The sequence below is a fragment of the Catenuloplanes japonicus genome (assembly GCF_000717135.1).
In the GTDB taxonomy this organism is placed as follows: Bacteria; Actinomycetota; Actinomycetes; order Mycobacteriales; family Micromonosporaceae; genus Catenuloplanes; species Catenuloplanes japonicus.
The window spans coordinates 81,771-104,725 of sequence record NZ_JNXY01000007.1; the positions used below are offsets into that span (position 1 = coordinate 81,771).

A 22,955-nucleotide genomic window follows, 5' to 3' on the forward strand; every position below is an offset into this window, starting at 1 on the left:
TTTACGTCTAGAACGGGCAGGTGCTCCGGTACTCCTCCACGCTCAGGCTGGTCCCGGGCCCGGGGCAGAGGAACTGCGTGTACCGGGTGTCGTCGTCCACGAACCGCTTCAGCCAGGCGATGCTGTGCTTCGCGATCGTGGTGTTCGACGAGTTCGGCGTGAAGTGCGTGGCGTTGTTCAGCTCCAGGTACGCCTTGGAAAGCGTAGACGGCAGGCCGTTGTAGAACGGCTCCGAGTGCGTGGCGACCGGCGCGACCGTGTCACCGTCCGCGCCGATGACCAGCGTCGGCACCCGCAGCGTCGACCAGGTCTTGGTCGTGTTCCAGCCGGTCAGCGGGATCGCCGCCTGCAGGCTCGGCCGGCTCCGCGCGGCCTCCAGCGTGCCGCCGCCGCCCATCGAGTGCCCGACCACCGCGACCCGGCTGCCGTCGATCCGGCTCCGCACCGAGCTGGACCCGGTGAGGTAGTCCGCTGCGGCCAGCAGCTGGCGGCCCCGGCTGTCCGGCTGGTCGAGCGTGGTGTTCGTGTCGATGGTGAAGACCACGAAACCCTGCGAGGCCAGCCGCGGACCGAGCCACGCGATGCTGGACTGGTACGCGGTGAACCCCGGCGCGATCACCACCGCGCCGAACGTGCCCTCGGCCGTGCTCGTCGGGTAGTAGATGGTGCCGCCGCCGAACCCGCTGACCAGCAGCGAGGACACGCTGGTCTCCGCGGTGGAGAACGGCCCGCGCAGCGCCTCGACGCTGGCGTTCGTGGGGTCGGGACCGCGCTCGTACGGGCCGGCGGCCGCGGCGGACGCCGGTGCGGCCCCGGTGAGCCCGCCGGCGGTCAGCGCGAGCGCGAGGACGGCCGCGCTCAGGAATCGTGGCTTGTGCACGTCGCTGTACTCCCTGCCTCGATCGTGGAACCGCGGCTCGGAGGAGGGCCACGGTTCGATGGACGTCGATAAATATGCGCGCGCCGGACCGCGGCACGCATCGGCGAAATCGCCGGTCTCGCCCCGGTTTTCGCCCGTGATCTAGGTTGTGAGCAGGGAAGATCGACTTTGCGAGAGGGCGGCCCGCATGGACGAGCGCATCACGATCGGCCGCGGCTCCGTGATCGGCGCGGGCGCGGCCGGCACCGCGAACATCCCGCCGATGGTGGTGGCCGCCGGCGTCCCGGCCCGCGTCCTCCGCCCGATCACCGACGCGGACCGCACCTGGACCTACCGCCCACCGGCCGGCCCCGGACCCGCCCGCGCGCGACCGGCCGCCGACGATCTCCTTGATCCGGTGTTGCCGCGCACGCACCGCGCGCCCGCGCGACCACCCGCCGAACACGCAGGAGCACCCCGCACCCACCCCTGACGATCGGGACCGGCCGGCGCGCATGGGAGACCGCGCCGGCGGCCACCCACGGATCCCGCAGGGAGGAGCGCCAGCGACGACCGGTGCCCGCGGGAGCGTGCGGGCCGCAACCACCCACAAAGTGGGAAAAATGCTTTTGAATTCTCTTAAGCGACCTTGGTGCCGAGCAGTGCCGGCACGTCGGCCGCCGGCACCGGGCGGGAGAACAGGTAACCCTGGATCTGGTCGCAGCCCAGGTCACGGAGCGTCTCCCGCTGGGACGTCTCCTCGACGCCCTCCGCGATCGTCGCCATCCCGCAGGAGCGGGCCAGCGCGACCAGCGCCGCGATCATGTCGCGGCCGCGCGGCGTGCCCAGGTCGTCCACGAACTGCTTGTCGATCTTCAGTGACTCGACGTTGAAGCGGTTGAGGCGGGCCAGCGACGAGTAGCCGGTGCCGAAGTCGTCGATGGCCAGGCCGATGCCGAGCGCCTGGATGCGGCGGATCGCGGTGACCACGCACTCCGAGTGCTCCATCAGCGCGGTCTCGGTGATCTCGACGACCAGGTTGTGCCCGTGCAAGCGGCGTCGTGCGAGCGCGTCCCGGAGCCGGACCGGCAGCGCGGGGTCGCTGATCTCGGCCGCGCTCACGTTGACGCTGACCTTGAGGTGGCCGGGCGCTCCCGCGTCGATCCAGCCGCCCAGGTCGGCCAGCGCGCTGTCGAGCATGGCCGCGGTGACCCGGCGGCTGAGGTGCGCGCGCTCCGCGATCGCGATGAAACGGTCCGGGCGGATCGGGCCGAGCGTGGGGTGCGTCCAGCGGGCGAGCGCCTCGAAGCCGCGGATCTCGCCGGTGGCCGCGTCGCAGATCGGCTGGTACGCGGCGTGCAGCTGCCCGTCGTCGAGCGCGCGGACCAGGTCGGCGCGCAGCTCCAGCTCCTCGGACGTGGTGTGGTGCAGGTCCGGGTTGAACAGCTGGACGTTGTTCTTGCCGCCGCGCTTGACCGCGTACATGGCGATGTCCGCGTCCCGGAGCAGCTCCATGGCGGTACGCGCGTCGCCGGCCTCGACCTCGACCAGCCCGACGCTGCACCCGAGCGCGATGTGCCGCCCGCCGATCTCGAACGGCTCCTGGAACATGTCCAGCATCCGCCGGGCCAGCGCCCTCGGGTCGCCGTCGAAGTCGTCCAGCAGCACGGCGAACTCGTCGCCGCCGAGCCGGACCACGGTGTCGTCCTGCCGCAGCACGGTCGTCAGCCGGGCGGCGACCGTGGTGAGCACAACGTCGCCGGCCGGGTGGCCGAGGCTGTCGTTGACCTCCTTGAAGTCGTCCAGGTCGAGGAAGAGCAGGCTGAGCCGCCGGGGCGGTGCGGGTAGCAGCTCGTGCAGGCGCGCGGTGAGCATCGCGCGGTTGCCGAGGCCGGTGAGCGCGTCGTGGGTGGCCTTGTGCTGGAGCCCGCGCTCGCTGACCTCGAGCCGGCGCAGCAGCGCCAGGTTCTCGCCGAGCACCAGCACCTGCCGGATCAGCACCGCGGTGAAGAGGACCACCAGACCGACGACCTCCGCGGCGCGCGGCATGCTGCCGGTGGCGATCCGGGCCGCGAGCGTGACCGCGGCCGGGACGATCGGAAGGTACGGCCCGTAGACCGCGAACCGGGACGTCGTGGCCGTCTCCCGGCGCGGTGAGGTGCCGCGGTAGCCGAGCGCGGCCACCGCGGAGAACGCGAACGCGAGCGTCCACATGCCCGGGTTGATCGCGTCGAACGGGCGGCCCTCGTACATCACCCGGTGGGTGAACGTGACGTCCGCGATCGTGATGGTCGCCAGCGTGGCCATGACCAGCAGCGGGCCGCGCCGGTGACCGGACGGGATCTCGGTGGCGACCAGCACGGCCAGGAAGATCAGCAGGATCATGTCGCTGAGCGCGTACGTCAGCCCGAACGCGACGCCGGCCCGGCCCGCCCCGGCCCGCTCCCAGATCTCGCCGAAGATCCCGCCCCAGGCCACGATGAAGACGGCCGCGGCCGCGACCACGGCGTCGAGGATCATCCGCAGCCGGGCCCGGTTGCCGGCCGCCCGGGACATGGCCCAGATCGCCGCGAGCATCAGCACGAAGAACGCCAGCCGGATGACGATCAGGCCCGGCGAGGGTTGCGGGGAACCGTCCGCGACCAGGTAGTACCACGCCCAGCTGACCGGCCCGAACGACCAGGCCAGGTACGCGGCGCACTGCAGGCGCCAGGCGACCCGGTTGCGCAGGTTCGAGGTACGCATCGCCGCCCGCAGCCCCAGCACGGCCGCGGTCCACGCGGCAGCCAGCGTGAGCAGCGACGACAGGCCCTGGCCCAGGTTGCTCCCGGCCGCGGGCAGCAGGCCCGCGGCCAGGCCGGCGGCGAGCACGACGAGGGCCGCGACAGCGACGGTCCGCTGAGCTCGGGTCATGACCGAAACGGTCGGCACCTACCCGGCCAGGGTTAGATTTTCGCTGGTCAGGGCAGTCAGAGAGGAGCTACGCGGAGAGGGAGGACGGCGATGTCACTACTGCACCGGCACCGCAACGAGACAGAGGCCGACAAGAAGGACTCTCCGGAAGCCGCTCCGGCGTCGCCGGAGGACGGGCCGGACAGCCCGGCACAGCTCAGTGGCAACTCGATCTGGAGCGCGGTGAAGCGCACGGTCACCGAGTTCCAGGACGACAACCTGTCCGACTGGGCGGCCGCGCTCACCTACTACGCCGTCCTGTCGATCTTCCCTGGGCTGCTGGTGCTCACCGCCGTGCTCGGCCTGATCGGCGACGACACGCTCGACCGCGTGGTGAGCGACCTGGGCGGCCTGGTGCCGGAAGCGGTCAACGGCATCCTGGTCAGCATGGCCGACCAGCTCAGCGGCGCGGACTCGTCGTCCGGCGTGATCGCGATCATCGGTCTGATCGGCGCGTTCTGGTCCGCCTCCGGCTACGTGGGCGCGTTCATGCGCGCGTCGAACTCGATCTACGAGGTGCCGGAGGGCCGCCCGGTCTGGAAGACGCTGCCGATCCGGGTCGGCGTGACCGCGCTGGTCGGCGTGATGCTGGTCGCCTGCGCGATCATCGTGGTCTTCACCGGCGGGCTGGCCGACACGGTCGGTTCCGCGATCGGGCTCGGCGACGCCGCGGTCACCGCGTGGGAGATCGCCAAGTGGCCGGTGCTGCTGGTGATCGTGAGCCTGATGTTCGCGGTGCTCTACTGGGCCTCGCCGAACGCGAAGACCGGAGGATTCCGCTGGGTCACGCCGGGCGGGGTGATGGCCGTGCTGCTCTGGGTGGCCGCGTCCGCCGCGTTCGGGTTCTACGCGGCGAACTTCGGGTCGTACAACAAGACGTACGGCACGCTCGCCGGTGTCATCGTGTTCCTGGTCTGGCTGTGGATCTCCAACATCGCGATCCTGCTCGGCGCGGAGCTGGACGCGGAGCTGGAGCGGCGGCGCGCGATCGCGTCCGGCACGCCGGCCGACAAGGAGCCGTTCCTGGAGCTGCGCGACGACCGCAAGGTCAAGAAGCCCTGATCCTCCGGCATTCAGGCACGAAGAAGGGGCGCCCCGAACGGGGCGCCCCTTCTTGCTGCCGGCTCAGATCCCGGAGGTGCTGCGGGAGCCCGAGAACGTGTCGTCGGTCGCGGTGAGGGAGGAGGCGGGGGTCGTCGTGGTGCTGGACGTGGTCGACAGCTTCTCGCCGAGCTTGCTGTTGGCCAGCTTGTCCTTGCCCTCGGCGTAGAGGCGGGTGGCCTGCGCCTGTGCGACGCCGGTGGCCTCCTGCACCGTCGGGTGGTCCAGAACCTTGCGGGCCTGGACCCGCAGCTCCTCGTACTTCTCCCGGCCGGCGCGGGCGCCCAGAACGAACCCCGCGGCCAGCCCGCCGATGAACAGAAGCTTTCCGCGCATGGTGGCGGCTCCTCTCGTACTGTGACGCAGTTGGTCGCGCCTGTCGTGTGTTGTGCTGCGGGGATACGTACCCATCCTGCCCCGAGGCCATGCACCGTGTGCGGTAGTCGCTGAAATGTCCGGAAACCGGTTCGGTAACCCGGTGGCGTCACCCCCGGGTCCGTCATGTAATGTTGTCCGCGTCGCAAGGGAACACCCCAGGCGGCAGCACGATCCCCTGTAGCTCAATTGGCAGAGCAGCCGGCTGTTAACCGGCAGGTTATTGGTTCGAGTCCAATCGGGGGAGCTCGAGTCCTGAGGTCACTCCGTCCGCGGAAAGCGCGGACCGGGTGGCCTCTTGTCATTCTCCGGGGCCGAGCCCCGGAGACCCCACGGTGTGATGGTGGCGCGAGGTGGGACGCGCGAGTTCCGCGCCGGCTTTTCAAGATCAAAATCCTTCGGGGGTACGCCGGGCGCGTTCTTCATCGGTAGCCGCTACCCTGTTGGCCGTTGCGTCGTTTACTGCGTCGGTTTGGAGTGGAGCCGTCATGCGCACCCGAAGTGCGGTCCTGATCGCGTTCGCCGTCGTCGTCGGCTGGCTGGTGGTGGCCGGCGTGACCGGCCCGTACTCCGGCAAGCTCAGTGAAGTCTCCACCACGGACAGCACCGCGTTCCTCCCGGCCGACGCCGAGGCCACCCGCGCCTCGAACGAGGCCGCCGGGTTCACCGACCGGAGCACCATGCCGGCGATCATCGTGTACGAGCGGGACGCCGGCATCACCGACGCGGACCGCCGGCGCGCGGACGCGGACGCCGCGGAGCTGGCCGGCCTGGACGGCGTGGTCAGCCCGCTGCCGGGCGTGCGTCCCAGCGAGGACGGCAAGGCGCTTCAGCTGATCGTGCCGGTGGACAGCACGCGCGACGCCGACGAGATCATCACCGCGGTCCGCGCGGCCGTTCAGGACCAGGACACCGGGCTGGCCGTGCACGTGGCCGGCCCGGCCGGGCTGCGCGCGGACCTCAAGGAGGTCTTCGGCTCGCTCGACGTGACGCTGCTGCTGGTCACCGGCGGCGTGGTGCTGGTCATCCTGCTGGTCGTCTACCGCAGCCCGGTGCTGTGGATCATCCCGCTGCTGTCCGCCGCGGTCTCGTTCGGCCTGGCCGCCACCGCGGTCTACTTCCTGGCCAAGAACGACGTCGTGAAGCTGGACGGGCAGGCCCAGGGCATCCTCACCGTGCTGGTGTTCGGCGCGGGCACGGACTACGCACTGCTGCTGATCGCGCGTTACCGGGAGGAGTTGGGGCGCTTCGACCGTACCGTCGATGCGCTCCTCGCCGCCTGGCGCGGCGCCGCACCCGCGATCATCGCGTCCGCGGCCACGGTGATCGCGGCCCTGCTCTGCCTGCTCTTCTCCGGGCTGAACTCGAACCGCGCACTGGGCCCGATCTCGGCCGTCGGCATCGCCGCGACGCTGATCGTGATGCTCACGTTCCTGCCCGCGCTGCTGCTGCTCGGCGGTCGCGGGGCGTTCTGGCCGCGCCGGCCGCGGACCGGCGGATCGTCGGAGGACTCGAAACTGTGGACGCGGGTGGCCGGCACCGTGGCCCGCCGCCCGCGCCTGACCTGGGTCGGCACCACGCTGGCGCTGGCCGTCTGCGCGCTCGGCATCCTCCAGGTCGGCGGCACCGCGCTCGGCCAGTCGGACCTTTTCACCACGCAGACCGACTCGGTGACCGGCCAGAAGTCACTGGCCCGCCACTTCGACGGCGGCTCCGGCTCCCCCACCACGATCTTCGTCGCGCAGTCCGCGGCCCCGGCCGTCACCACGGCGGTGCAGGGCGTCGACGGTGTCGCCGCCGGCGGCGTGCGGACGGTCGGCGAGGGTGGCGCGCCGGCCGGCCCGCCGAAGGTCGTCGGCGGCCGGGTGCAGCTGCAGGCCACGCTCTCGGACGAACCGGACAGCGCGGCCGCGGAGGAGACCGTGCGCCGGATCCGGGCCGCCGCGCACGCGGTGCCGGGCGCGGACGCGGTGGTCGGCGGCTACACCGCGGTGCAACTGGACACGCAAGAGACCACGGAGCACGACCGCAACGTGATCATCCCGCTGGTGCTGGCCGTGATCGCGGTGATCCTCGCGCTGCTGCTCCGCTCGCTGCTGGCGCCGGTGCTGCTGATCGCGACCGTGGTGCTGTCGTTCGGCTCCACGCTCGGCATCTGCGCGCTGATCTTCCGGTACGTGTTCGGCTTCCCCGGCATCGACGCGTCGATCCCGCTCTTCGCGTTCGTGTTCCTGGTCGCGCTCGGCATCGACTACAACATCTTCCTGATGAGCCGGGTACGCGAGGAGTCCGCCGCCCACGGCACCCGCGCCGGCGTGCTGCGCGGCCTGGTGGTGACCGGCGGCGTGATCACGTCCGCGGGCGTGGTGCTGGCCGCCACGTTCTCCGCGCTGGCCGTGGTGCCGCTGGTGATCCTGGCCGAGCTGGGCACCGCGGTGGCGGTCGGCGTGCTGCTGGACACCGTGATCGTCCGCTCACTGCTGGTGCCCGCACTGGTGCACGACCTCGGCGACCGGGTGTGGTGGCCGAGCCGGCTGTCCCGGCGCCCGGAAAATTCGGCAGAGAAGGACAGTCGGTTGATCTCCGTTTAGCCGATATTCCGCCGATATAGACGTGGTACTGCTTGATCAAAGACCCCCGGCCCCGGCTGATTGCCGGTGGCCGGGGAAGCGGCGCTCGGGATACGATCCCCGCGCTGGGGCGGTAGCTCAGCCGGTTAGAGCAGGGGACTCATAATCCCTCGGTCGCGGGTTCGAGTCCCGCCCGCCCCACCAGCTTGACCAGCGGAAACGTCATTTTGTCCATCGACGCTGGTCATCAGTGAATCATTAACGGACAAATACCATGTCCGTTTTGTTCTCATTTGTGATCTTCGAAGTGGGAGATCCGTCGGGCGTGCACAAAGCGGCGGGGAGGCTCACCTCCCCGCCGCTCACCGCTTACGTGATCGAGATCTCAGCGCAGGACGCCGGGTGCCGCGTCGCCGCCGCCCCACACGTCGTCGTCCTCCTGGAGCCAGGTGCTGCGCTCCTCCTCGTTGCCGAAGCCCGCGCCCTGACCGCCGCCCCCGCCCAGGCCACCCACGCCCGCGCGACCGGCGCCGCCCTTGCCACCGCCGGCGACACCGCCGGAGAGGCTCGGCTTGCCGCCCTTGCCCGCGCCACCCTTGCCCGCGCCCTTGGCCGCGCCCGCACCACCGGCGCCCGCGCCCATGCCGGCCATGCCCGCGCCGCCCGCGGAGACGCCCTTGCCGAGCGAGCCGCCGCCGGGAATGCCACCGGAGCCGAGACCACCGCCGGAGCCGAGACCGCCCGCACCCGCGCCGAGACCGCTGGTGCCGAGGCCGCTCGAACCGATGCCGCCGCCGGAGCCGAGACCACCGACACCGCCGCCGGAGCCGATGCCACCACCGCCGGCGCCGGCCAGACCGGTGCCGCTGGGGATGTTCGCACTGCCGGTGCCGGGGGTGAACCCGGTCCCGGCCTCGGGGTCGAAGCCGCCGGTGGTCGGGTCGAGGGACGGGTTCGAGGTGCCCGGGGGGTTACCGATGCCGGGCGGGTTGCCGGTGCCGGGCGGCGTCACGGAGCCGACGCCGGGCGGGCTCATGGTCGGGCCGCCACCACCGCTGATGCCGCTGGGAGGCGTGACGCCGCTGGGGGTGGTGCTGGGGGTGCTGGTGTCGTACCCGCTGTAGTCGGTGCGGTTCCCGCCACCGGGATCGGTGTAGATGCCCTGCGGCGTCTTGTTCGACTCGGTCCGGACGTCGCCGTTGAGCGCGTCCCAGATGCGCTCCGCGTCCTCGCTCTCCCGGGTGAAGACGTCGCGCACCGAGTCACCGATGTCGTTGATCAGCTCGATCGGGCCCGAGTTGAAGAATCCGGCCTCGAGCTTCAGCTTGTAGTCGAAGAACCCGGTCGGGACGTCGACGTGACCGTCCCGCGCCTCCAGGATGTCGCCCAGCGCCGCGTTCGGGATCGGGAAGTCCCGCTGCGCCTCCTCGATCAGAGCGGCCGTCTGGTTGAGCGTGCCGACGATGGTCCCCTGACGGTTCGCCTCGTCGTTGAGGTCCTGGATCTTCTTGGAGATCCCCTCGATGTGCGTCTTGAACGCCTCGTACGCGTCACCCTTCCAGGACTCGCCCAGGTCCGTGACGTTCGTGTCGAGGCTGGTCTTCACGGAGTTCAGGTTGCGCAGCAGCGCCTCCCAGCCGAGCGCCGCGCTCTTCAGGTCACCGGGGCGGCCGTGCGCCACGACCTGGATCGCCATCTCCTCCCAGGACGGACTCATACCTGCTGCCCTCCGTAACCGCTGTCGCTGCCGCTACTGCTACTCGTGCCGTACTGCCCCGGCGCCACCGTGTAGGTGTCCGAGGACGACGAGGACGAGGTCGTGGTCCCCGGCGTGTGGTACTCACCGTCCTGGTACTGCGCGGTGGTGTCGTAGTCGGCCGCGCCCTGCCCGTCGCCGTACCGGCCGGCTGCCGACTCGCTCGAGAAGATCTGCTCGAACGCGGACGCGGACAACTTGTTCGCGCCCTCGGCGCTCTCGTACTGCTCCTTGATCGTGCGAAGCGTCTGGGCGGCCTGCCACAGCTCCTCCGCGATGGAACGCACGGACCGCTCGGCAGAGTCGTAGTGCGTCAGGTGCTTGCGCGCCATCTCGCCGGCCGACGGGTAGCTGCCGAACGACGTCCGGCCCTTGTCGTTGAACGGGCCCATCAGCCGCTCTTTGATGTCCATCGGCATGGCCGGCAGCAGCCGGTCGCCCAGGTACTGCGAGTGCTCCTCCAGCCAGGCGATCGCGCCGTCCAGACTGGCCGCGTCCCACTCGGTCTTGGTGCCCGACGGGCCGGACGCGGAGTTGATCGAGGACGGTTGGTGGGTGTTCCACACGTTGTCCTGCGTCACGCCGCCTTCGGCCAGGATCGGCACCGGCGCGAGCGGGAACACCGCACGCGCCACCGGCGGCATGTAGACCGGCACCGAGTACTGGTCGTCGTCGCCCCCAGATCCACTCATCCTGCTGTCCTCCCCGTGATCACTGAACTCATGGTGCCTCGCCCTCTGTCACCGCTGCGGTGGGTAGGGCGGTTGGCCGCCGTGCGGCGGCGGGTACTGCGGGCCGGGTGCGGGCGGCGGATATCCGCCCTGCGGTGGCGGCGGGAATCCCTGCTGCGGCGGATAGCCCTGCTGCTGCGGCGGGGGCACGTACCCCTGCTGCTGGGGTGGGTAGCCCTGCTGCGGATAGCCCTGCTGGGCGAAGGCCGGCGCGGGCGTCTTCTTCCGGCCGGAGCGGGCCGCGACCATCACCACCACGAAGATGATCAGAACCGCCAGCACGCCGCCGGCGATGTAGAGCGGCATCGGATCGCCCTCCAGCGACACCCCGAGCCCGCCGTCCTCCTCGCCGCCTGGCTGGCCCTGCGCCGGAGGCGGGGTCGCGGCCGCGCCGCCGTTGCCGTCCTTGGGAAGCAACGGGTTCCGGTCCACGGTCGGGACGTCCTCGGTCAGCGCGGCCACCGGGTTGATGATCCCGTCGCCGTACTGACCGTCCCAGCCCTTGTCGCCCTTGTCGTCGGCGGTCGCGATCAGCCGGTTGATCACGTTGTTCGCGTCCATGTCCGGGTACTTCGCCCGGATCAGCGCCGCGACGCCGGACACGATCGCGGTGGCCGAGCTGGTGCCGTCGGTCGTGATGTACGGCGACCCCGCCGCGGCGGCCCCGGCCGAGATGATCTTCTGCGCCGGCGCGGAGACCACCGCGCCACGCCCCTGCACGGAGCCGGCCGCCCAGAAATTCCCGTCCGTGCCGATGCCGGTCACGCCGATCACGCCACGGATCTTGGCCGGAGAGATGACCTTGGTGTCGCCCTCGCTGAGGTTGCCGGCCGCCGCGATGACCACGACGTCCTTGCTGAGCGCGTAGTCGACCGCCTCGATCTCGGCCGGCGCCGGCTCGGCGTCCGAGCCGAACGAGAGGTTCAGCACCTTGACGCCCTGGTCCGCCGCCCACCGGATGCCCGCGGCGGACGCGTCCGCCTTGGTCCGGTCGTCGGCGCCGCTCGCGGCGTACGGCAGAATCTTGACGCCCGGCGCGATGCCCAGCACGTGGTTGGCCCCACCGCCCTTGCCGGCGATGATGGCCGCCATGCCGGTGCCGTGACCGCTGGGATCGGACAGCCCGTCACCCGCGAAACCCGGCGCACCCGAGCCCGGCAGCACCTGCCCCGCGAGATCCGGGTGCGACCCTTCCACGCCGGAGTCGACCAGCCCGACCGTCACACCCTTGCCGGTGGAGATCTTGTGGGCCTCGGAGATCTTCAGCAGGTCGAGGTACCACTTCTGGCCCTGCGCGACCGTGTCCGCATATGCCGCCGTCGGCGCGACGAACAGCGCGCCGCCGCCGGCCAGCGTCATGGCCAGCGTGGCCGCCGCGAACCGCAACGCCCCGCCGGCTCGGCGCCGGCCCCTCGTGGGCTTCACCGCTGGTTCCCCCTGTCGGATGTCGCTCGGCGGCCGCCCGGAGCGGCCGTGATTGTCCATATGTGCTGCCGAGAATACGGCCATCATCGCGCGGTCAGGCAACCTCGCCCACCGCGTGGACCGGCCCATCCGCCGATCAAGGCATCCATGTCCGTCAACTCTGCACCCATTGCCGGATTTGCGTCTTGTTTCGGACGTACCGGCCGGCAACCCCGCAGTCCGCCTCCCGACTCCCCCTCGGCACGGCCGTGACCTCGGCTTCCACCGGCCGAGCCGCCATGATCGCGCCCCGGCGCAACCCCCTGGTGTCGTAAGATCACGGGCCTATGACTGCCTACCGTTCCCGGGTTCGCGGATCCCTGCTCGGAGGCGCGGCCGGCGACGCGCTCGGCAACCCGGTCGAGTTCCACCGCGAGCCCGCGGTCAGCGACCTGCTGCTCTCCCGCGACGGCGTCGCGCTGATCACCGACGACACTCAGATGACGCTCTTCACCGCGGAGGGCCTGCTCCAGTCCGGCGACCGTCCCGCCGAGTCCGTCTACCGGGCCCATCTGCGCTGGTACGACACGCAGCGCCTGCCCGGCCCGCCCGCGGGCGCGCACGGCCTCGCCGCCCGCCCGTTCCTCTACGCGCAGCGCGCGCCCGGCAACGCCTGCCTGAGCGGTCTCGCGCTCGGCCGGATGGGCACGTTCGCGCACCCGGCGAACCCGGACTCCAAGGGCTGCGGCTCGGTCATGCGGTCCGCGCCGTTCGGGCTGTGGACGCACGTCACCGCGGAGGACGCGTTCGCGCTCGCCGCGGAGTGCGCGGTGCAGACGCACGGCCACCCGACCGGGTTCCTGGCCGCGGGCACGTTCGCCGCGATCATCCGCCACCTGCTGGACGGCGCCGGCATCCGCGAGGCGACCCTGCTCGCGATCGAGATCCTGGTCCGACGCGGCGAGCACGAGGAAACGCTGACCGCGCTGCGCCGCGCGCTGGACACGCCGTTCGCGCCCGGCAACACCGGCATCGAGCGCATCGGCCTCGGCTGGATCGCGGAGGAGGCGCTGGCCATGGCCGTCTACGCCGCGCTGGCCACGGACGACGTGCGCGACGCACTGCTCGTCTCCGTCAACCACGCCGGCGACAGCGACTCCACGGGCGCGATCTGCGGCAACCTGCTCGGCGCACGCCACGGCGAGGACGCGCTGCCGGCCGACTGGGTCGCCCGCCTGGAGGGCCTGGACACCATCGGCGCCATCGCCGACGACTTCGCGGAGGCGGACCGATGACGATCACCAACTGGGCCGGGAACGTCACGTTCGGCACCGACCGCCTGCACACGCCCGCCACGCTGGACGCGCTGCGCGAGATCGTCGCCGTCAGCCCGAGACTGCGCCCGCTCGGCACCGGCCACTCGTTCAACCTGATCGCGGACACGGACGGTGACCTGGTCTCCGTCGCCGGCCTCCCCGCGCAGGTGAGCATCGACTCGGTGGCGAACGAGGTCACGGTCACGGCCGGCGTCCGCTACGGCGAGCTCGCGTCCCGCCTGCACGCGGCCGGATACGCGCTGCACAACCTGGCCTCGCTGCCGCACATCTCGGTGGCCGGCGCGGTCGCCACCGGCACGCACGGCTCCGGTGTCACCAGCCCCGGCCTCGCGTCCGCCGTCACCGCGCTGCGCCTGGTCACCGCGGACGGCGAGCTGCTCGACCTGCGCCGCGACGACCCGCGCTTCCCCGGCGCGGTGGTGCACCTCGGCGCGCTCGGCGTGGTCGTCGAGGTCACGCTGCGGATCCGCCCCACGTTCGACATCGCGCAGTATGTCTACGAACGTCTCCCCTGGTCACACCTGTCCACCGGCTTCCGCGAGATCACCGCCGCCGGCTACTCGGTCAGCCTCTTCACGGACTGGACCGGCCCGGTGATCAACCAGATCTGGGTCAAGCGCGACCCGCTCGATCCCCCGCTGCCCGCACACTGGCACGGCGCCACGCTCGCCACCACGCCGCTGCACCCGGTCCCCGGCATGTCCGCGGTCAACTGCACGCCACAGGGCGGCGAGCCCGGCCCCTGGCACGAGCGGCTCCCCCACTTCCGCCTCGACTTCACACCGAGCAGCGGCGACGAGCTCCAGACGGAGTACCTGGTCCCGGCCTCGCACGCGCTGGACGCGCTGGACGCCGTGGACGGCATCCGCGACCTGATCGCACCGGTCCTCCAGATCTCCGAGATCCGTACCATCGCCGCCGACGACCTCTGGCTCAGCCCCGGCCACGGCCGCGACAGCGTCGCGATCCACTTCACCTGGAAGCCGGACGCCGAGGCCGTGACGCCGGTCGTCGCCGCGCTGGAGGAGCGCCTGGCCCCGTTCGACGCCCGCCCGCACTGGGGCAAGGTCTTCTCCACCGCCCCGGCCGCGCTGCGTGCCCGCTACCCCCGCTTCGACGACTTCCTCGCCCTCCGCGCCACCCTCGACCCCACCGGCAAACTCCTCAACCCCCTGCTGACGAGCCTCTTCGGCCTTTAGTCCTTCCCACTCAGCTCCCGCAGGCGGCTGAGCCACCTTGAGGAACCCAGACCCCGATATTCCCGCTTCCGGCGTGGTGGCGGTCCGCATGCTCCCGCGGGCAAACCTCGCTGCGGGCAAAGACTCCGCTGGCGCTCCGCTTTCCCCTTCGCCTCGGAGCCGGTCCCGTCGTGGTCCCGCAAAGGCCGCGACCTCGCCGCCACTCACGGCCCCGGGCGCGACGTCTGATCGCGGTGGCTAAATGCCGAAATTTCGGGCGCGGAGCGACCGGCACACGCCGAGCTCGGACCCCGGTCGGACGCCGGTCTCGGACCCCGGGGTCGGAAATCGAGCTCGGACGCCGGGGTCGGACGCCGAGCTCGGACGCCGGGGTCGGACGCCAGCTCAGCGCCGCCGACCCCGCGGCCAGGCAGCGATATCACGCGCGCTCCCGGCGCGCGAGGGTCAGCGCAGGACGCCGGGGCCGATGTCGGTGGGGCCGCCGCCCCAGACGTCCTCGTCCTCGGTCAGCCAGGTGGTGTGCTCGTCCTCGTCACCGAATCCGGTGCCGGCCGCGCCGCCGGCGCCGGGGATGCCCGCCGCGCCGGGACGGCCCGCGACGCCACCCGCCGCCGGGCCGGTGCCGGGTGTGCCGCCGATGCCGGGCCTGCCGCCGCGGCCCGCACCGGCCTGACCTGCTCCGATGCCACCGCCCGCGCCGCCGATCGAGGGGGTGACCGGCCGACCGGCCGCGCCACCGCCGGGCAGCGCCCCGATCCCCGGCGCGCCGAGGCCCCCGCCGCCGAGACCACCGCCCGCGCCACCGCCAAGCCCGCCGGCGCCCGCACCGAGACCGCCGGCACCGAGGGGGCCTACGCCACCGGGACCGCCGGCGCCGAGAGCACCGGCGCCACCGGGACCGGCTCCGCTCACGCCGGCGAGCCCGGTGCCGCCGGGCACGTCGGCGCCGCCCGCGCCGGGGTCGAACCCGGCACCGGCGACGCCCGTGCTCGGCGGCGTGCCGGGCGCGGACCGGTCGAGGCCACCCACGGACGGCGCCGATGAGGACCCGGCGCCGGCCGACGGGTCGAAGCCGGCCGCGCCGCTGCCGAGCGCGGGCGAGGCGGCGGAACCGGACGGCGGCGTGCTCTGGGCCGCCGGCGCGCCCGCGGGCGGCGGCAGCGGCGTGCCGGCCGGTGTCCCGCTGCCGGGCCCGCCGGCCTGCAGCGGGACGGCGGCGTCGGAGGTCACCGCCGCCGCGCCGACCGTGGTGCCGGGCGGCGTCTGCGCGGCCTGTTCCTCGAACACGTTGCTCAGGACGGTCCGGAGCTTACCGGCCACCTCGGTGTACTCGGTGTAGAAGTCGTTGACCGCGGTCATGGTGGCGCCGAGCCGGAACGGGGCGGTGGAGATCCCCTGGCTGGTCAGCGTGGCGAGGAAGAGGCCCGGCGGGATCGGCTCGCCGGACTCGCGGGCCGCCGCGACCATGGGCAGGGAGACCTCCGGGATCGGCATGCTCTCCTGCATCTTCGTCAGTGCCTTCGCGGCCTCGCCGAGCGTGCCGTAGACGGTGCCCATCCGCTGCGCCTCGTCGAAGATCTGCTGGAGGTTCTCCGAGATGCCGGTGACGTGCGACCTGAACGACTCGTACGCCTCGCCCTTCCACGTCTCGCCCAGATCCTGGACGTCGGTGTCCAGGCTGGCCTTGACCGTGTCGAGGTGGTCCAGCACGCGTGCCCAGCCGGCGGCCGCGGCCTCCAGGTCGGCCGGCCTGCCGTGCACCACGATCTGGGTGACGACCGTCTCCCAGGAGTCCTCGTAGTTCCTCTCTGCCATGGGGTCACGCTCCGGTCAGGTCGTAGCGGCCGCTGCTCGACGACGCCTCGGCCGCGAAGAGCTGGTCGAACGCGGCGGCGCTCATCCGGTTCGCCTGCTCGGCGGTCTCGTACTTCTCCTTGACCTCGCGGAGCGCCTGGGCGGTCTGCCACAGCTGCTCGGCGACGGTCTGCACCGCGCCCTCGGCCCGCGTGTAGTGGCCGAGGTGCCGGTCGGACAGCGCGATCGCGGTGGGGAACGAGCCGAACGGCGGCGCCGCGCTCCCGGGCGGCCCGGTCAGCCGGTCCTTGATGTCGTTCTGCATGGTGGGCAGCAGCCACTCGCCGAGGAACGCGGCGTGCTCCTCCAGCCAGGAGACCGCGCCGTCCAGCGTGGACGCGTCCCACTCGGTCCGGAGGCCGGGCGCATCGGTCACCGGCTTTGTCGGGTTGTCGCTGCGCTGCGCCGTCACCGCCGGCGGTATGTAGACCGGAATCTCCTGATTCGCACGCTCGTCCGCCATCGCGTCGTCCTCTCCGGTGCACGCCGGCCATCGATCCACTGAGGCCAATACGTCGAGGAGCGGCGAACGGTTCGCCGGACGCGCATGGTTCCTATCTGCGCAGCAGACGGCTCATCCGGCGGGACGCGCCCCAGAGGCAGAGGCCGAGCAGCGTCAGCAGGTAGGCGACGTCGAGCACCTGGAACCAGCCCAGGCCGCCCGCGGTGATCGCGCGGATCAGGTCGACCGCCCGGTAGAGCGGCGTGACCTCGATGACCCAGCGCACCACCGCCGGGTACGCCTCCGCGGGCACGAACGTGCCGGAGAACAGGAACAGCGCGAACTGGATGGTGCCGATCAGGTCGAAGTCCTGCCACCCGCGCAAATACGTCGCGACGAGCATGCCGACCGCGCCGAACGCGAACCCGATCAGCACCGTGGCCGGCAGCGCCGCGAGCGCGGAGAGCGGCCCGGTGAGGCCCATAGCGACCATCACGGCGAGGAACGACGCGGAGTACAGCGCACCGCGGGTCATCGCCCAGCACAGCTCGCCGAACGCGATCTCCATCGGGCCGACCGGGGTGGCGAGGACGCTGTCGTACAGCTTCCAGAACTTCATCTTGCCGAAGAAGTTGAACGTGGTCTCGGTGAGCGCGCCGGTCATCGCGGACGCGGCGAGCATGGCCGGCGCCACGAACGCGGCGTAGGACACGACGCTGCCGTCCGCCAGCCGCATGTCGCCGACCAGCGTGCCGACGCCGATGCCGATCGAGAAGAGGTAGAGGAACGGCTCCAACGCGCCGGAGACGAACGCGAGCCAGCCGACGCTGCGCAACGCGACGACGTTGCGGCCGGCGACCGCGACCACGCGGGTGCCGGAGGCGGCGAGGCGGGGCAGCGCGAGTGCGACGATCACGATCAGACCCCCAGCCGGCGGTGGAAGCCGCGCACCGCGAGCGTGATGCCGGCGACGGCCCAGAGCGCGAGGTAGAGCAGGTGGCCGGCGACCGCCCAGTCCGGCGCGCGGCCGAGCGTGACCGTGCGGCACAGGTCGACCGCGTGCCACAGCGGCGTCACGTACGCCACCCAGCGGAGCACGACCGGCATCGTCTCGATCGGGAAGAACACGCCGGAGAAGAGCGTCATCGGGATGACCGCGAACCGCATCAGGAGGCTGAGGTAGACCTCGGTGGGCACGGCGATGCTGTACGCGAAGACCGGCGCGGCGACCGCGAGGCCGAGCAGCACCGCGATCGGCAGGCAGGCCAGCGCCCACGCCGACGGCAGCGCGCCGAACAGTACGCCGACCACGAGGAACGCGGAGCTGCCCCCGATTACCCGGAGCAGCGCGAACAGCAGGTGCCCGCCGACGATGTCGACCGGCCGCAGCGGTGTGGCGGCCTGCGCGGGATAGAGCTTGATCCACTCCATGTTGGCCATCACCGGCCAGGTGGACTCGCCGAGCGCGATCTGCAGTGCGGTCGAGGCGAGCAGGCCGGGGACCAGGAACTCCAGGTAGGAGACGCCGTCGACGCCGCCCTGCACGTAACCGCCGACGCCGACGCCGAACCCGAGCATGGTGAGCAGCGGGACCACGAACGAGCCGAACACGGTGCCGCGCCAGTTGCGCGAGAAGTCGATCAGGTGGAACTCGAGGGCGGCGATCATCAGTCCACCAGCGTCCGGCCGGTGAGGTGCAGGAACACGTCCTCCAGCGAACTGCGGCGGATCAGCGCGCCGGACGGGGAGAGCCCGCGCGCGTGCACCTCGGTCAGCGCGGCGTCGCCGTCGGACGCGTAGAGCAGGATGCGGTCGGGCAGTTCCTCGGTGCGCTCGCCGATGCCCTCCAGCTTGGCGGCGAACCCGGACTGCGACTCGGCCTGGAAGCGCAGCTCGACGACCTCGCGGGTGGAATATCGCTCGATGAGCGCGCGCGGCGAGCCCTCGGCCACGATCTTTCCCGCGTCCATCACCACGAGCCGGTCGCAGAGCTGCTCGGCCTCGTCCATGTAATGGGTGGTGAGCACGAGCGTGACGCCGCGCTGCTTCAGCCGGAACAGCCGCTCCCACACCAGGTGGCGGGCCTGCGGGTCGAGGCCGGTGGTGGGTTCGTCGAGCAGCACCAGGTCGGGCTCGTTGATCAGCGCGCGGGCGATGGTGAGCCGCCGCTTCATGCCGCCGGACAGTGGCTCGACCTCGGCGCCGGACCGCTCACTGAGCTGCACGAACTCCAGCAGCTCGGTGGCCCGGCGGCGTGCCTCGCGGCGCGGGATGCCGAAGTAACGCGCATAGGTCGTCAGGTTCTGCAGCACGGTCAGGTCGGGCGCGAGGTTGTCCAGCTGCGGGCAGACGCCGAGCCGGGCGCGGATGGCGGGTCCCTGCCGCACCGGATCCATCCCGAGGATGCGCAGCAGACCGTCGGTCGGCGGCGAGACGCACCCGATCATGCGCATTGTGGAGCTCTTGCCGGCGCCGTTCGGCCCGAGGAAGCCGAACGACTCGCCGGGTTGCACCGTGACGTCGATGCCGTCCACGGCGGTGAAGTCGCCGAAGCGTTTGACCAGCCCCGCAGCCTCGATCATCGGAGTCATCCCCCGACCCTAGACCGGGGGTACGACAGATTCCGACGGATTTATCGCGGCGCGGCCGCCTCGGCGTCCCGGCGGGCGTGCGCGACCAGTTCGTCCGTCCACGCGCGCACCTCGGCGTCGTCGAACGGCGTGCCGGGGTCGTACCGCACGGTCCAGCGCAGACCGTCCACACCGCTCACCCGGCGCGCCACCACGCGCGCGCCGCCCCCGCCGGCCAGCGGATGATGGGTGGTGATCGCGACCGACTTCATCACGCGCACCTGCACCTGATGCGGCACGTGGCCGGGCGCGAGCAGCAGCGTGGAGATCGCGGGCTCGTCGACGACCACGGTGTAGCCGTCCCGCTCCTCCGCGACGCGGCCGGCGATGACGGTGAGCTCGCGGCCGGACCAGACCGCCTTGATGATCTCGTGCCAGCCCAGCCGGTGCAGGCCGGGCAGCCAGAGCCCGCGGTTGGTGACCACGACCACGCCCTCGGTGGACGTGCTCGCCCAGGTGAGGATGCGCTCGTCACGCTCCAGCGTGGGCCGCAGCGCGACCGGCGGCTTCGTCCTGCGAAGGAAGTCGAACACGTCTCACAGCCCTCCGACGGCCTGCTCGCGCAGCGCACGCGCGTGCTGCTCGAGCGACAGCAGTTCCCCGAACAACGCGAAGTACTCGTCCTTGTTGGCCACCGGGTTGATCCGCTGGACCTTGGACTTCAGGTCGGCTATCCGCGCGGTCACGGTCGCGGACTGCAGCCGGGCCAGCGTGACCGCGACGTACTGCGGGTCGGGGTCCCGGTCGACGCGCAGCGGCTCCACGGCCAGCTCGCTGACCAGTGCCTTCGCGCCGAGGTCGTCGCAGAGGTCGCGGACCTTCTCGATCCAGACCACGCCGCCGCCGGCCGCGGTGGTGGTGCCGCCGGCGTCGCCGACCGCGCCGCGCAGCACCACGTGCACCGGGTCGGTGAAGTGGGTGCCGTCGAGCGCGTCGAACATCGGGCCGGCCAGCACCGGCTCCTGCAGCGCCAGCTTCAGCGCCTCGCGCTCGACCTGCAGCTGCGGCGCGGACGTGACCTGGACCGGACGGCGCCGGTTCTCGTCCGGCTGGCTGCCGCCGGCGCGGCGGACCGCGTGCTCGACCTCGGGCATCTCCAGACCCAGGTCGTCCGCGAGCCGGCGGGTGTAGCCCGGACGCAGCGAGCGGTCCTTGATCTGCGCGACCAGCGGCGCGGTCGAGCGGAGTGCGGCGACCCGGCCCTCGACGGTGTCCAGATCGTACTGCCGCATGATCGACCGGAGCGCGAACGCGATCATCGGCTCGCGCGCGCCCACCAGGTCGCGCACGGCCAGGTCGCCGCGGTTGAGGCGCAGCTCGCAGGGGTCCATGCCGTTCGGGCTGACCGCGATGAACGTCTGGGCCACGAAGCGCTGGTCGTCGGAGAACGCGCGCATCGCCGCCTTCTGCCCGGCCGCGTCGCCGTCGAACGTGAAGATGATCTCGCCGCCCAGGTCCTTCGCGTCCATCAGCAGGCGGCGGAGCACCTTGATGTGGTCCTCGCCGAACGCGGTGCCGCAGGTCGCGACCGCGGTCGGCACGCCGGCCAGGTGACAGGCCATCACGTCGGTGTAGCCCTCGACGATCACGGCGCGGCTCTCCCGCGCGATGTCCCGTTTCGCCTGGTCGATGCCGTAGAGCACGTGCGACTTCTTGTAGAGCGGCGTCTCCGGCGTGTTCAGGTACTTCGGGCCGTCATCGTCGTCGAACAGCTTCCGCGCGCCGAAACCGATCACGTCGCCGCTGATGTCCTTGATCGGCCAGAGCAGCCGCCGCCGGAACCGGTCGATCAGCGAGCCGGACCGCGCCGGGCGGGACAGACCGGCGGTGACCAGCTCATCCGCCGAATAGCCCTTCTGCCGCAGGTGCCGGGTCAGCGTGTCCCACCCGTCGGGGGCGAAACCGCAGCCGTACCTCTCCGCATGCTCGCGCCCGAACCCGCGCTGGGCCAGGAACTCGCGGGCCGCCCGCGCACCCGGCGTGATCAGCTGCGACGTGTAGAAGTCGGCCGCGTCGTGGTGCGCCGCGACCAGCCGCTGCCGCTGGCCGGGCTGCTGCCTCGGGCCGGACGGACGGCCGCCGCCGGTCGGCTCCTCGTAACGCAGCTGGATGCCGGCGCGCCCGGCCAGCCGCTCGACCGACTCGACGAACGTCAGGTGGTCCGAGTCGATCAGGAACTTGATCGCGTCGCCGCCCTGGCCGCAGCCGTGGCAGAAATACACGTTCCGCGCGGGGGACACGGTGAACGACGGCGTCTTCTCGTCGTGGAACGGGCACAGGCCCTTCAGGTTGCCGCCGCCGGCCGACTTCAGGGTGACGGTCTCCGAGATCACGTCGGCGATCGCCGTCCGCTCACGCACCAGCGCGATGTCCTCGTCCCGAATCCTGCCGGCCATCCCCGCAGCCACCTCCCGCTATCCCACGCCCACGGTGCCACACCCGAAAAGCAAAACCCTCAGAGCGCTCCAAGGGTACGGCGAGAGCCCGGCACGACGGAGGGGCCAGTCCCCGGTTCGTTCTCAGGTGAGCGCGCGGTGCCAGGACATCGCGGCCGGATCGGTGAGCGACGCCACCTGATCGATCACCACGCGCAGCCGTGCCGCGTCGTCCGGGGCGGCCCGCCAGATCGGCGCGAAGACCGGGTCCAGCCCGTCCGGCGCGCGCACGGCCAGCACGTGCACCAGCCGGGTGAGCACCTCACGCTGCTTCTCCTGCTGCGACTCCGCGCCCGGCCGCCGCATCACGTAGCGCAGCGCCATGCCCTTCAGCAGCGCGCACCGGATGCGCACGTCGCGCGGGACGAGCAGGTCCGCGGCGTACCGTCGCAATGACCGTGATCCGAAGCCCTCGACCGTGGCCTCGACCGGCGCCGCGACCAGCCGCCCGGTCAGCACGCTGGTCATCCGCTTGACCGCGATCTGCGCGCGGTGACTGCCGTCGTAGGCGAGCGCGGGTGCCAGCATCGGCCCGGCCAGCATCGCGGCCAGTTCCTCGCCGAGCACGTCCACCGGCTCGGACGAGTAGACGCCGGACACGTCGGCGCAGAGCGCGGCGCGCTCGTCCGCGTCCGCGGCCAGCCGCTCCAGGTCGATGTAGCCGCCGTGGATGCCGTCCTCCAGGTCGTGCACGGAGTAGGCCACGTCGTCCGCCCAGTCCATGACCTGGGCCTCGAGCGACTGACGTTCGCCCTCGGGCGCGTCCCGGCGGAGCCACTCGAAGACCGGCAGATCGTCCGGGTAGACGCCGAACTTCCGCCGCACGCCGTCGCGCCGCCACGGATATTTGCAGGTGGCGTCCAGCGAGGCCCGGGTCAGGTTCAGGCCGGCGCCCTCGACCTTCGCCTCCAGCCGGGTCAGCACGCGCAGCGTCTGCGCGTTGCCCTCGAACCCGCCGCAGCCGGCCGAGACCGCGTCCAGCGCGGTCTCGCCGTTGTGCCCGAACGGCGGGTGGCCGAGGTCGTGGGCCAGCCCGGCCACGTCCACCACGTCCGGGTCGCAGCCGAGCCGCTCGCCCATCTCGCGGGCGATCTGCGCGACCTCCAGCGAGTGGGTCAGCCGGGTGCGGAGGAAGTCGTCCGAGCCGGCCACGTGCACCTGCGTCTTGGTCGCCAGCCGCCGGAACCCGGCCGAGTGCAGCACCCGGGCCCGATCCCGCTGGTACGGCGTCCGCGCGTACCCCGTGTCCTTGGACTGCTCGGACGCCCACCGCTCCGCGTCGCCGTCCTCGCCGATCATGAGCCGAGCCT

19 protein-coding genes and 2 tRNA genes are annotated in these 22,955 nt (G+C 71.9%); 7 read left to right on the forward strand and 14 right to left on the reverse strand.

Annotated elements, in window-relative coordinates:
* Window positions 1-7: 7 nt before the first annotated feature.
* Window positions 8-880, reverse strand: a complete 873-nt coding sequence (gene bdeA, locus OP04_RS13505) for a bis(hydroxyethyl) terephthalate hydrolase (protein WP_033339995.1) — start codon at window positions 878-880, stop codon at window positions 8-10.
* A 187-nt stretch (window positions 881-1,067) separates the two neighbouring features.
* On the opposite strand from bdeA, the gene OP04_RS54615 reads away from it, so the two are divergent.
* Window positions 1,068-1,352, forward strand: a complete 285-nt coding sequence (locus OP04_RS54615; RefSeq protein ID WP_033339996.1) for an LbetaH domain-containing protein — start codon at window positions 1,068-1,070, stop codon at window positions 1,350-1,352.
* A gap of 146 nt (window positions 1,353-1,498) precedes the next feature.
* On the opposite strand, the gene OP04_RS13515 is transcribed toward OP04_RS54615, so the two are convergent.
* A complete protein-coding gene (locus OP04_RS13515) occupies window positions 1,499-3,772 on the reverse strand; it encodes a putative bifunctional diguanylate cyclase/phosphodiesterase (RefSeq protein ID WP_033339997.1) in 2,274 nt (757 codons plus the stop codon).
* A 90-nt stretch (window positions 3,773-3,862) separates the two neighbouring features.
* On the opposite strand from OP04_RS13515, the gene OP04_RS13520 reads away from it, so the two are divergent.
* On the forward strand, window positions 3,863-4,873 hold the full coding sequence (locus OP04_RS13520; protein ID WP_033339998.1) for a YihY/virulence factor BrkB family protein: 1,011 nt from the start codon (window positions 3,863-3,865) through the stop codon (window positions 4,871-4,873).
* Window positions 4,874-4,936: 63 nt separating this feature from the next.
* Here the strand turns inward: OP04_RS13520 and OP04_RS13525 are convergent, their stop codons facing one another.
* A complete protein-coding gene (locus OP04_RS13525) occupies window positions 4,937-5,248 on the reverse strand; it encodes a hypothetical protein (RefSeq protein WP_033339999.1) in 312 nt (103 codons plus the stop codon).
* A gap of 213 nt (window positions 5,249-5,461) precedes the next feature.
* On the opposite strand from OP04_RS13525, the gene OP04_RS13530 reads away from it, so the two are divergent.
* The 3 genes from OP04_RS13530 (at window position 5,462) to OP04_RS13540 (ending at window position 8,061) form a co-directional block, all read left to right on the forward strand.
* Window positions 5,462-5,534, forward strand: a tRNA-Asn gene (locus tag OP04_RS13530).
* Window positions 5,535-5,775: 241 nt separating this feature from the next.
* Window positions 5,776-7,878, forward strand: a complete 2,103-nt coding sequence (locus OP04_RS13535; RefSeq protein WP_033340000.1) for an MMPL family transporter — start codon at window positions 5,776-5,778, stop codon at window positions 7,876-7,878.
* 106 nt (window positions 7,879-7,984) lie between these two features.
* Window positions 7,985-8,061: transfer RNA gene (locus OP04_RS13540), tRNA-Ile, on the forward strand.
* Between the two features lie 181 nt (window positions 8,062-8,242).
* Here the strand turns inward: OP04_RS13540 and OP04_RS49595 are convergent.
* Genes OP04_RS49595 through OP04_RS13555 form a run of 3 tightly spaced genes read right to left on the reverse strand, consistent with a single transcriptional unit; the run spans window position 8,243 to window position 11,769 of the window.
* A complete protein-coding gene (locus OP04_RS49595; RefSeq protein ID WP_051797819.1) occupies window positions 8,243-9,574 on the reverse strand; it encodes a WXG100 family type VII secretion target in 1,332 nt (443 codons plus the stop codon).
* Window positions 9,571-10,305, reverse strand: a complete 735-nt coding sequence (locus OP04_RS13550; protein ID WP_157239791.1) for a hypothetical protein — start codon at window positions 10,303-10,305, stop codon at window positions 9,571-9,573. Before OP04_RS13550 ends, OP04_RS49595 begins: the two co-directional genes overlap by 4 nt.
* 48 nt (window positions 10,306-10,353) lie before the next feature.
* Window positions 10,354-11,769 carry a S8 family serine peptidase gene (locus OP04_RS13555; RefSeq protein WP_198153812.1) on the reverse strand — a complete coding sequence of 472 codons (1,416 nt, stop codon included), beginning with the start codon at window positions 11,767-11,769 and terminating at the stop codon, window positions 10,354-10,356.
* A 326-nt stretch (window positions 11,770-12,095) separates the two neighbouring features.
* Between OP04_RS13555 and OP04_RS13560 the strand changes: the two genes are divergently transcribed.
* Both OP04_RS13560 and OP04_RS13565 read left to right on the forward strand, forming a co-directional pair.
* Window positions 12,096-13,043, forward strand: coding sequence for an ADP-ribosylglycohydrolase family protein (locus tag OP04_RS13560; protein WP_033340002.1), 948 nt, complete (start codon window positions 12,096-12,098; stop codon window positions 13,041-13,043).
* A complete protein-coding gene (locus OP04_RS13565; protein WP_033340003.1) occupies window positions 13,040-14,284 on the forward strand; it encodes a D-arabinono-1,4-lactone oxidase in 1,245 nt (414 codons plus the stop codon). Before OP04_RS13560 ends, OP04_RS13565 begins: the two co-directional genes overlap by 4 nt.
* Before the next feature lie 444 nt (window positions 14,285-14,728).
* Here OP04_RS13565 and OP04_RS53305 read toward each other — a convergent pair whose 3' ends face one another.
* From OP04_RS53305 to OP04_RS13605, 8 genes are all read right to left on the reverse strand, one after another.
* On the reverse strand, window positions 14,729-16,099 hold the full coding sequence (locus OP04_RS53305; RefSeq protein ID WP_051797823.1) for a WXG100 family type VII secretion target: 1,371 nt from the start codon (window positions 16,097-16,099) through the stop codon (window positions 14,729-14,731).
* Window positions 16,100-16,103: 4 nt separating this feature from the next.
* Window positions 16,104-16,601, reverse strand: a complete 498-nt coding sequence (locus OP04_RS13575) for a hypothetical protein (protein ID WP_051797825.1) — start codon at window positions 16,599-16,601, stop codon at window positions 16,104-16,106.
* Between the two features lie 91 nt (window positions 16,602-16,692).
* Window positions 16,693-17,493, reverse strand: coding sequence for an ABC transporter permease (locus OP04_RS13580; protein ID WP_033340121.1), 801 nt, complete (start codon window positions 17,491-17,493; stop codon window positions 16,693-16,695).
* A 5-nt stretch (window positions 17,494-17,498) separates the two neighbouring features.
* Window positions 17,499-18,248 carry an ABC transporter permease gene (locus OP04_RS13585; RefSeq protein ID WP_033340004.1) on the reverse strand — a complete coding sequence of 250 codons (750 nt, stop codon included), beginning with the start codon at window positions 18,246-18,248 and terminating at the stop codon, window positions 17,499-17,501.
* Window positions 18,248-19,171 (reverse strand): ABC transporter ATP-binding protein, encoded by a 924-nt coding sequence (locus tag OP04_RS13590; protein WP_033340005.1) that lies wholly within the window; start codon window positions 19,169-19,171, stop codon window positions 18,248-18,250. The genes OP04_RS13585 and OP04_RS13590 overlap by 1 nt, the downstream gene beginning before the upstream one ends.
* Window positions 19,172-19,212: 41 nt before the next feature.
* Window positions 19,213-19,743, reverse strand: coding sequence for a hypothetical protein (locus tag OP04_RS13595; RefSeq protein WP_033340006.1), 531 nt, complete (start codon window positions 19,741-19,743; stop codon window positions 19,213-19,215).
* A 3-nt stretch (window positions 19,744-19,746) separates the two neighbouring features.
* Complete coding sequence (gene dnaG, locus OP04_RS13600; RefSeq protein ID WP_033340007.1) at window positions 19,747-21,606, reverse strand: DNA primase; 1,860 nt, start codon at window positions 21,604-21,606, stop codon at window positions 19,747-19,749.
* A gap of 123 nt (window positions 21,607-21,729) precedes the next feature.
* Window positions 21,730-22,944, reverse strand: coding sequence for a deoxyguanosinetriphosphate triphosphohydrolase (locus OP04_RS13605; RefSeq protein WP_033340008.1), 1,215 nt, complete (start codon window positions 22,942-22,944; stop codon window positions 21,730-21,732).
* Between the last annotated feature and the right edge of the window lie 11 nt (window positions 22,945-22,955).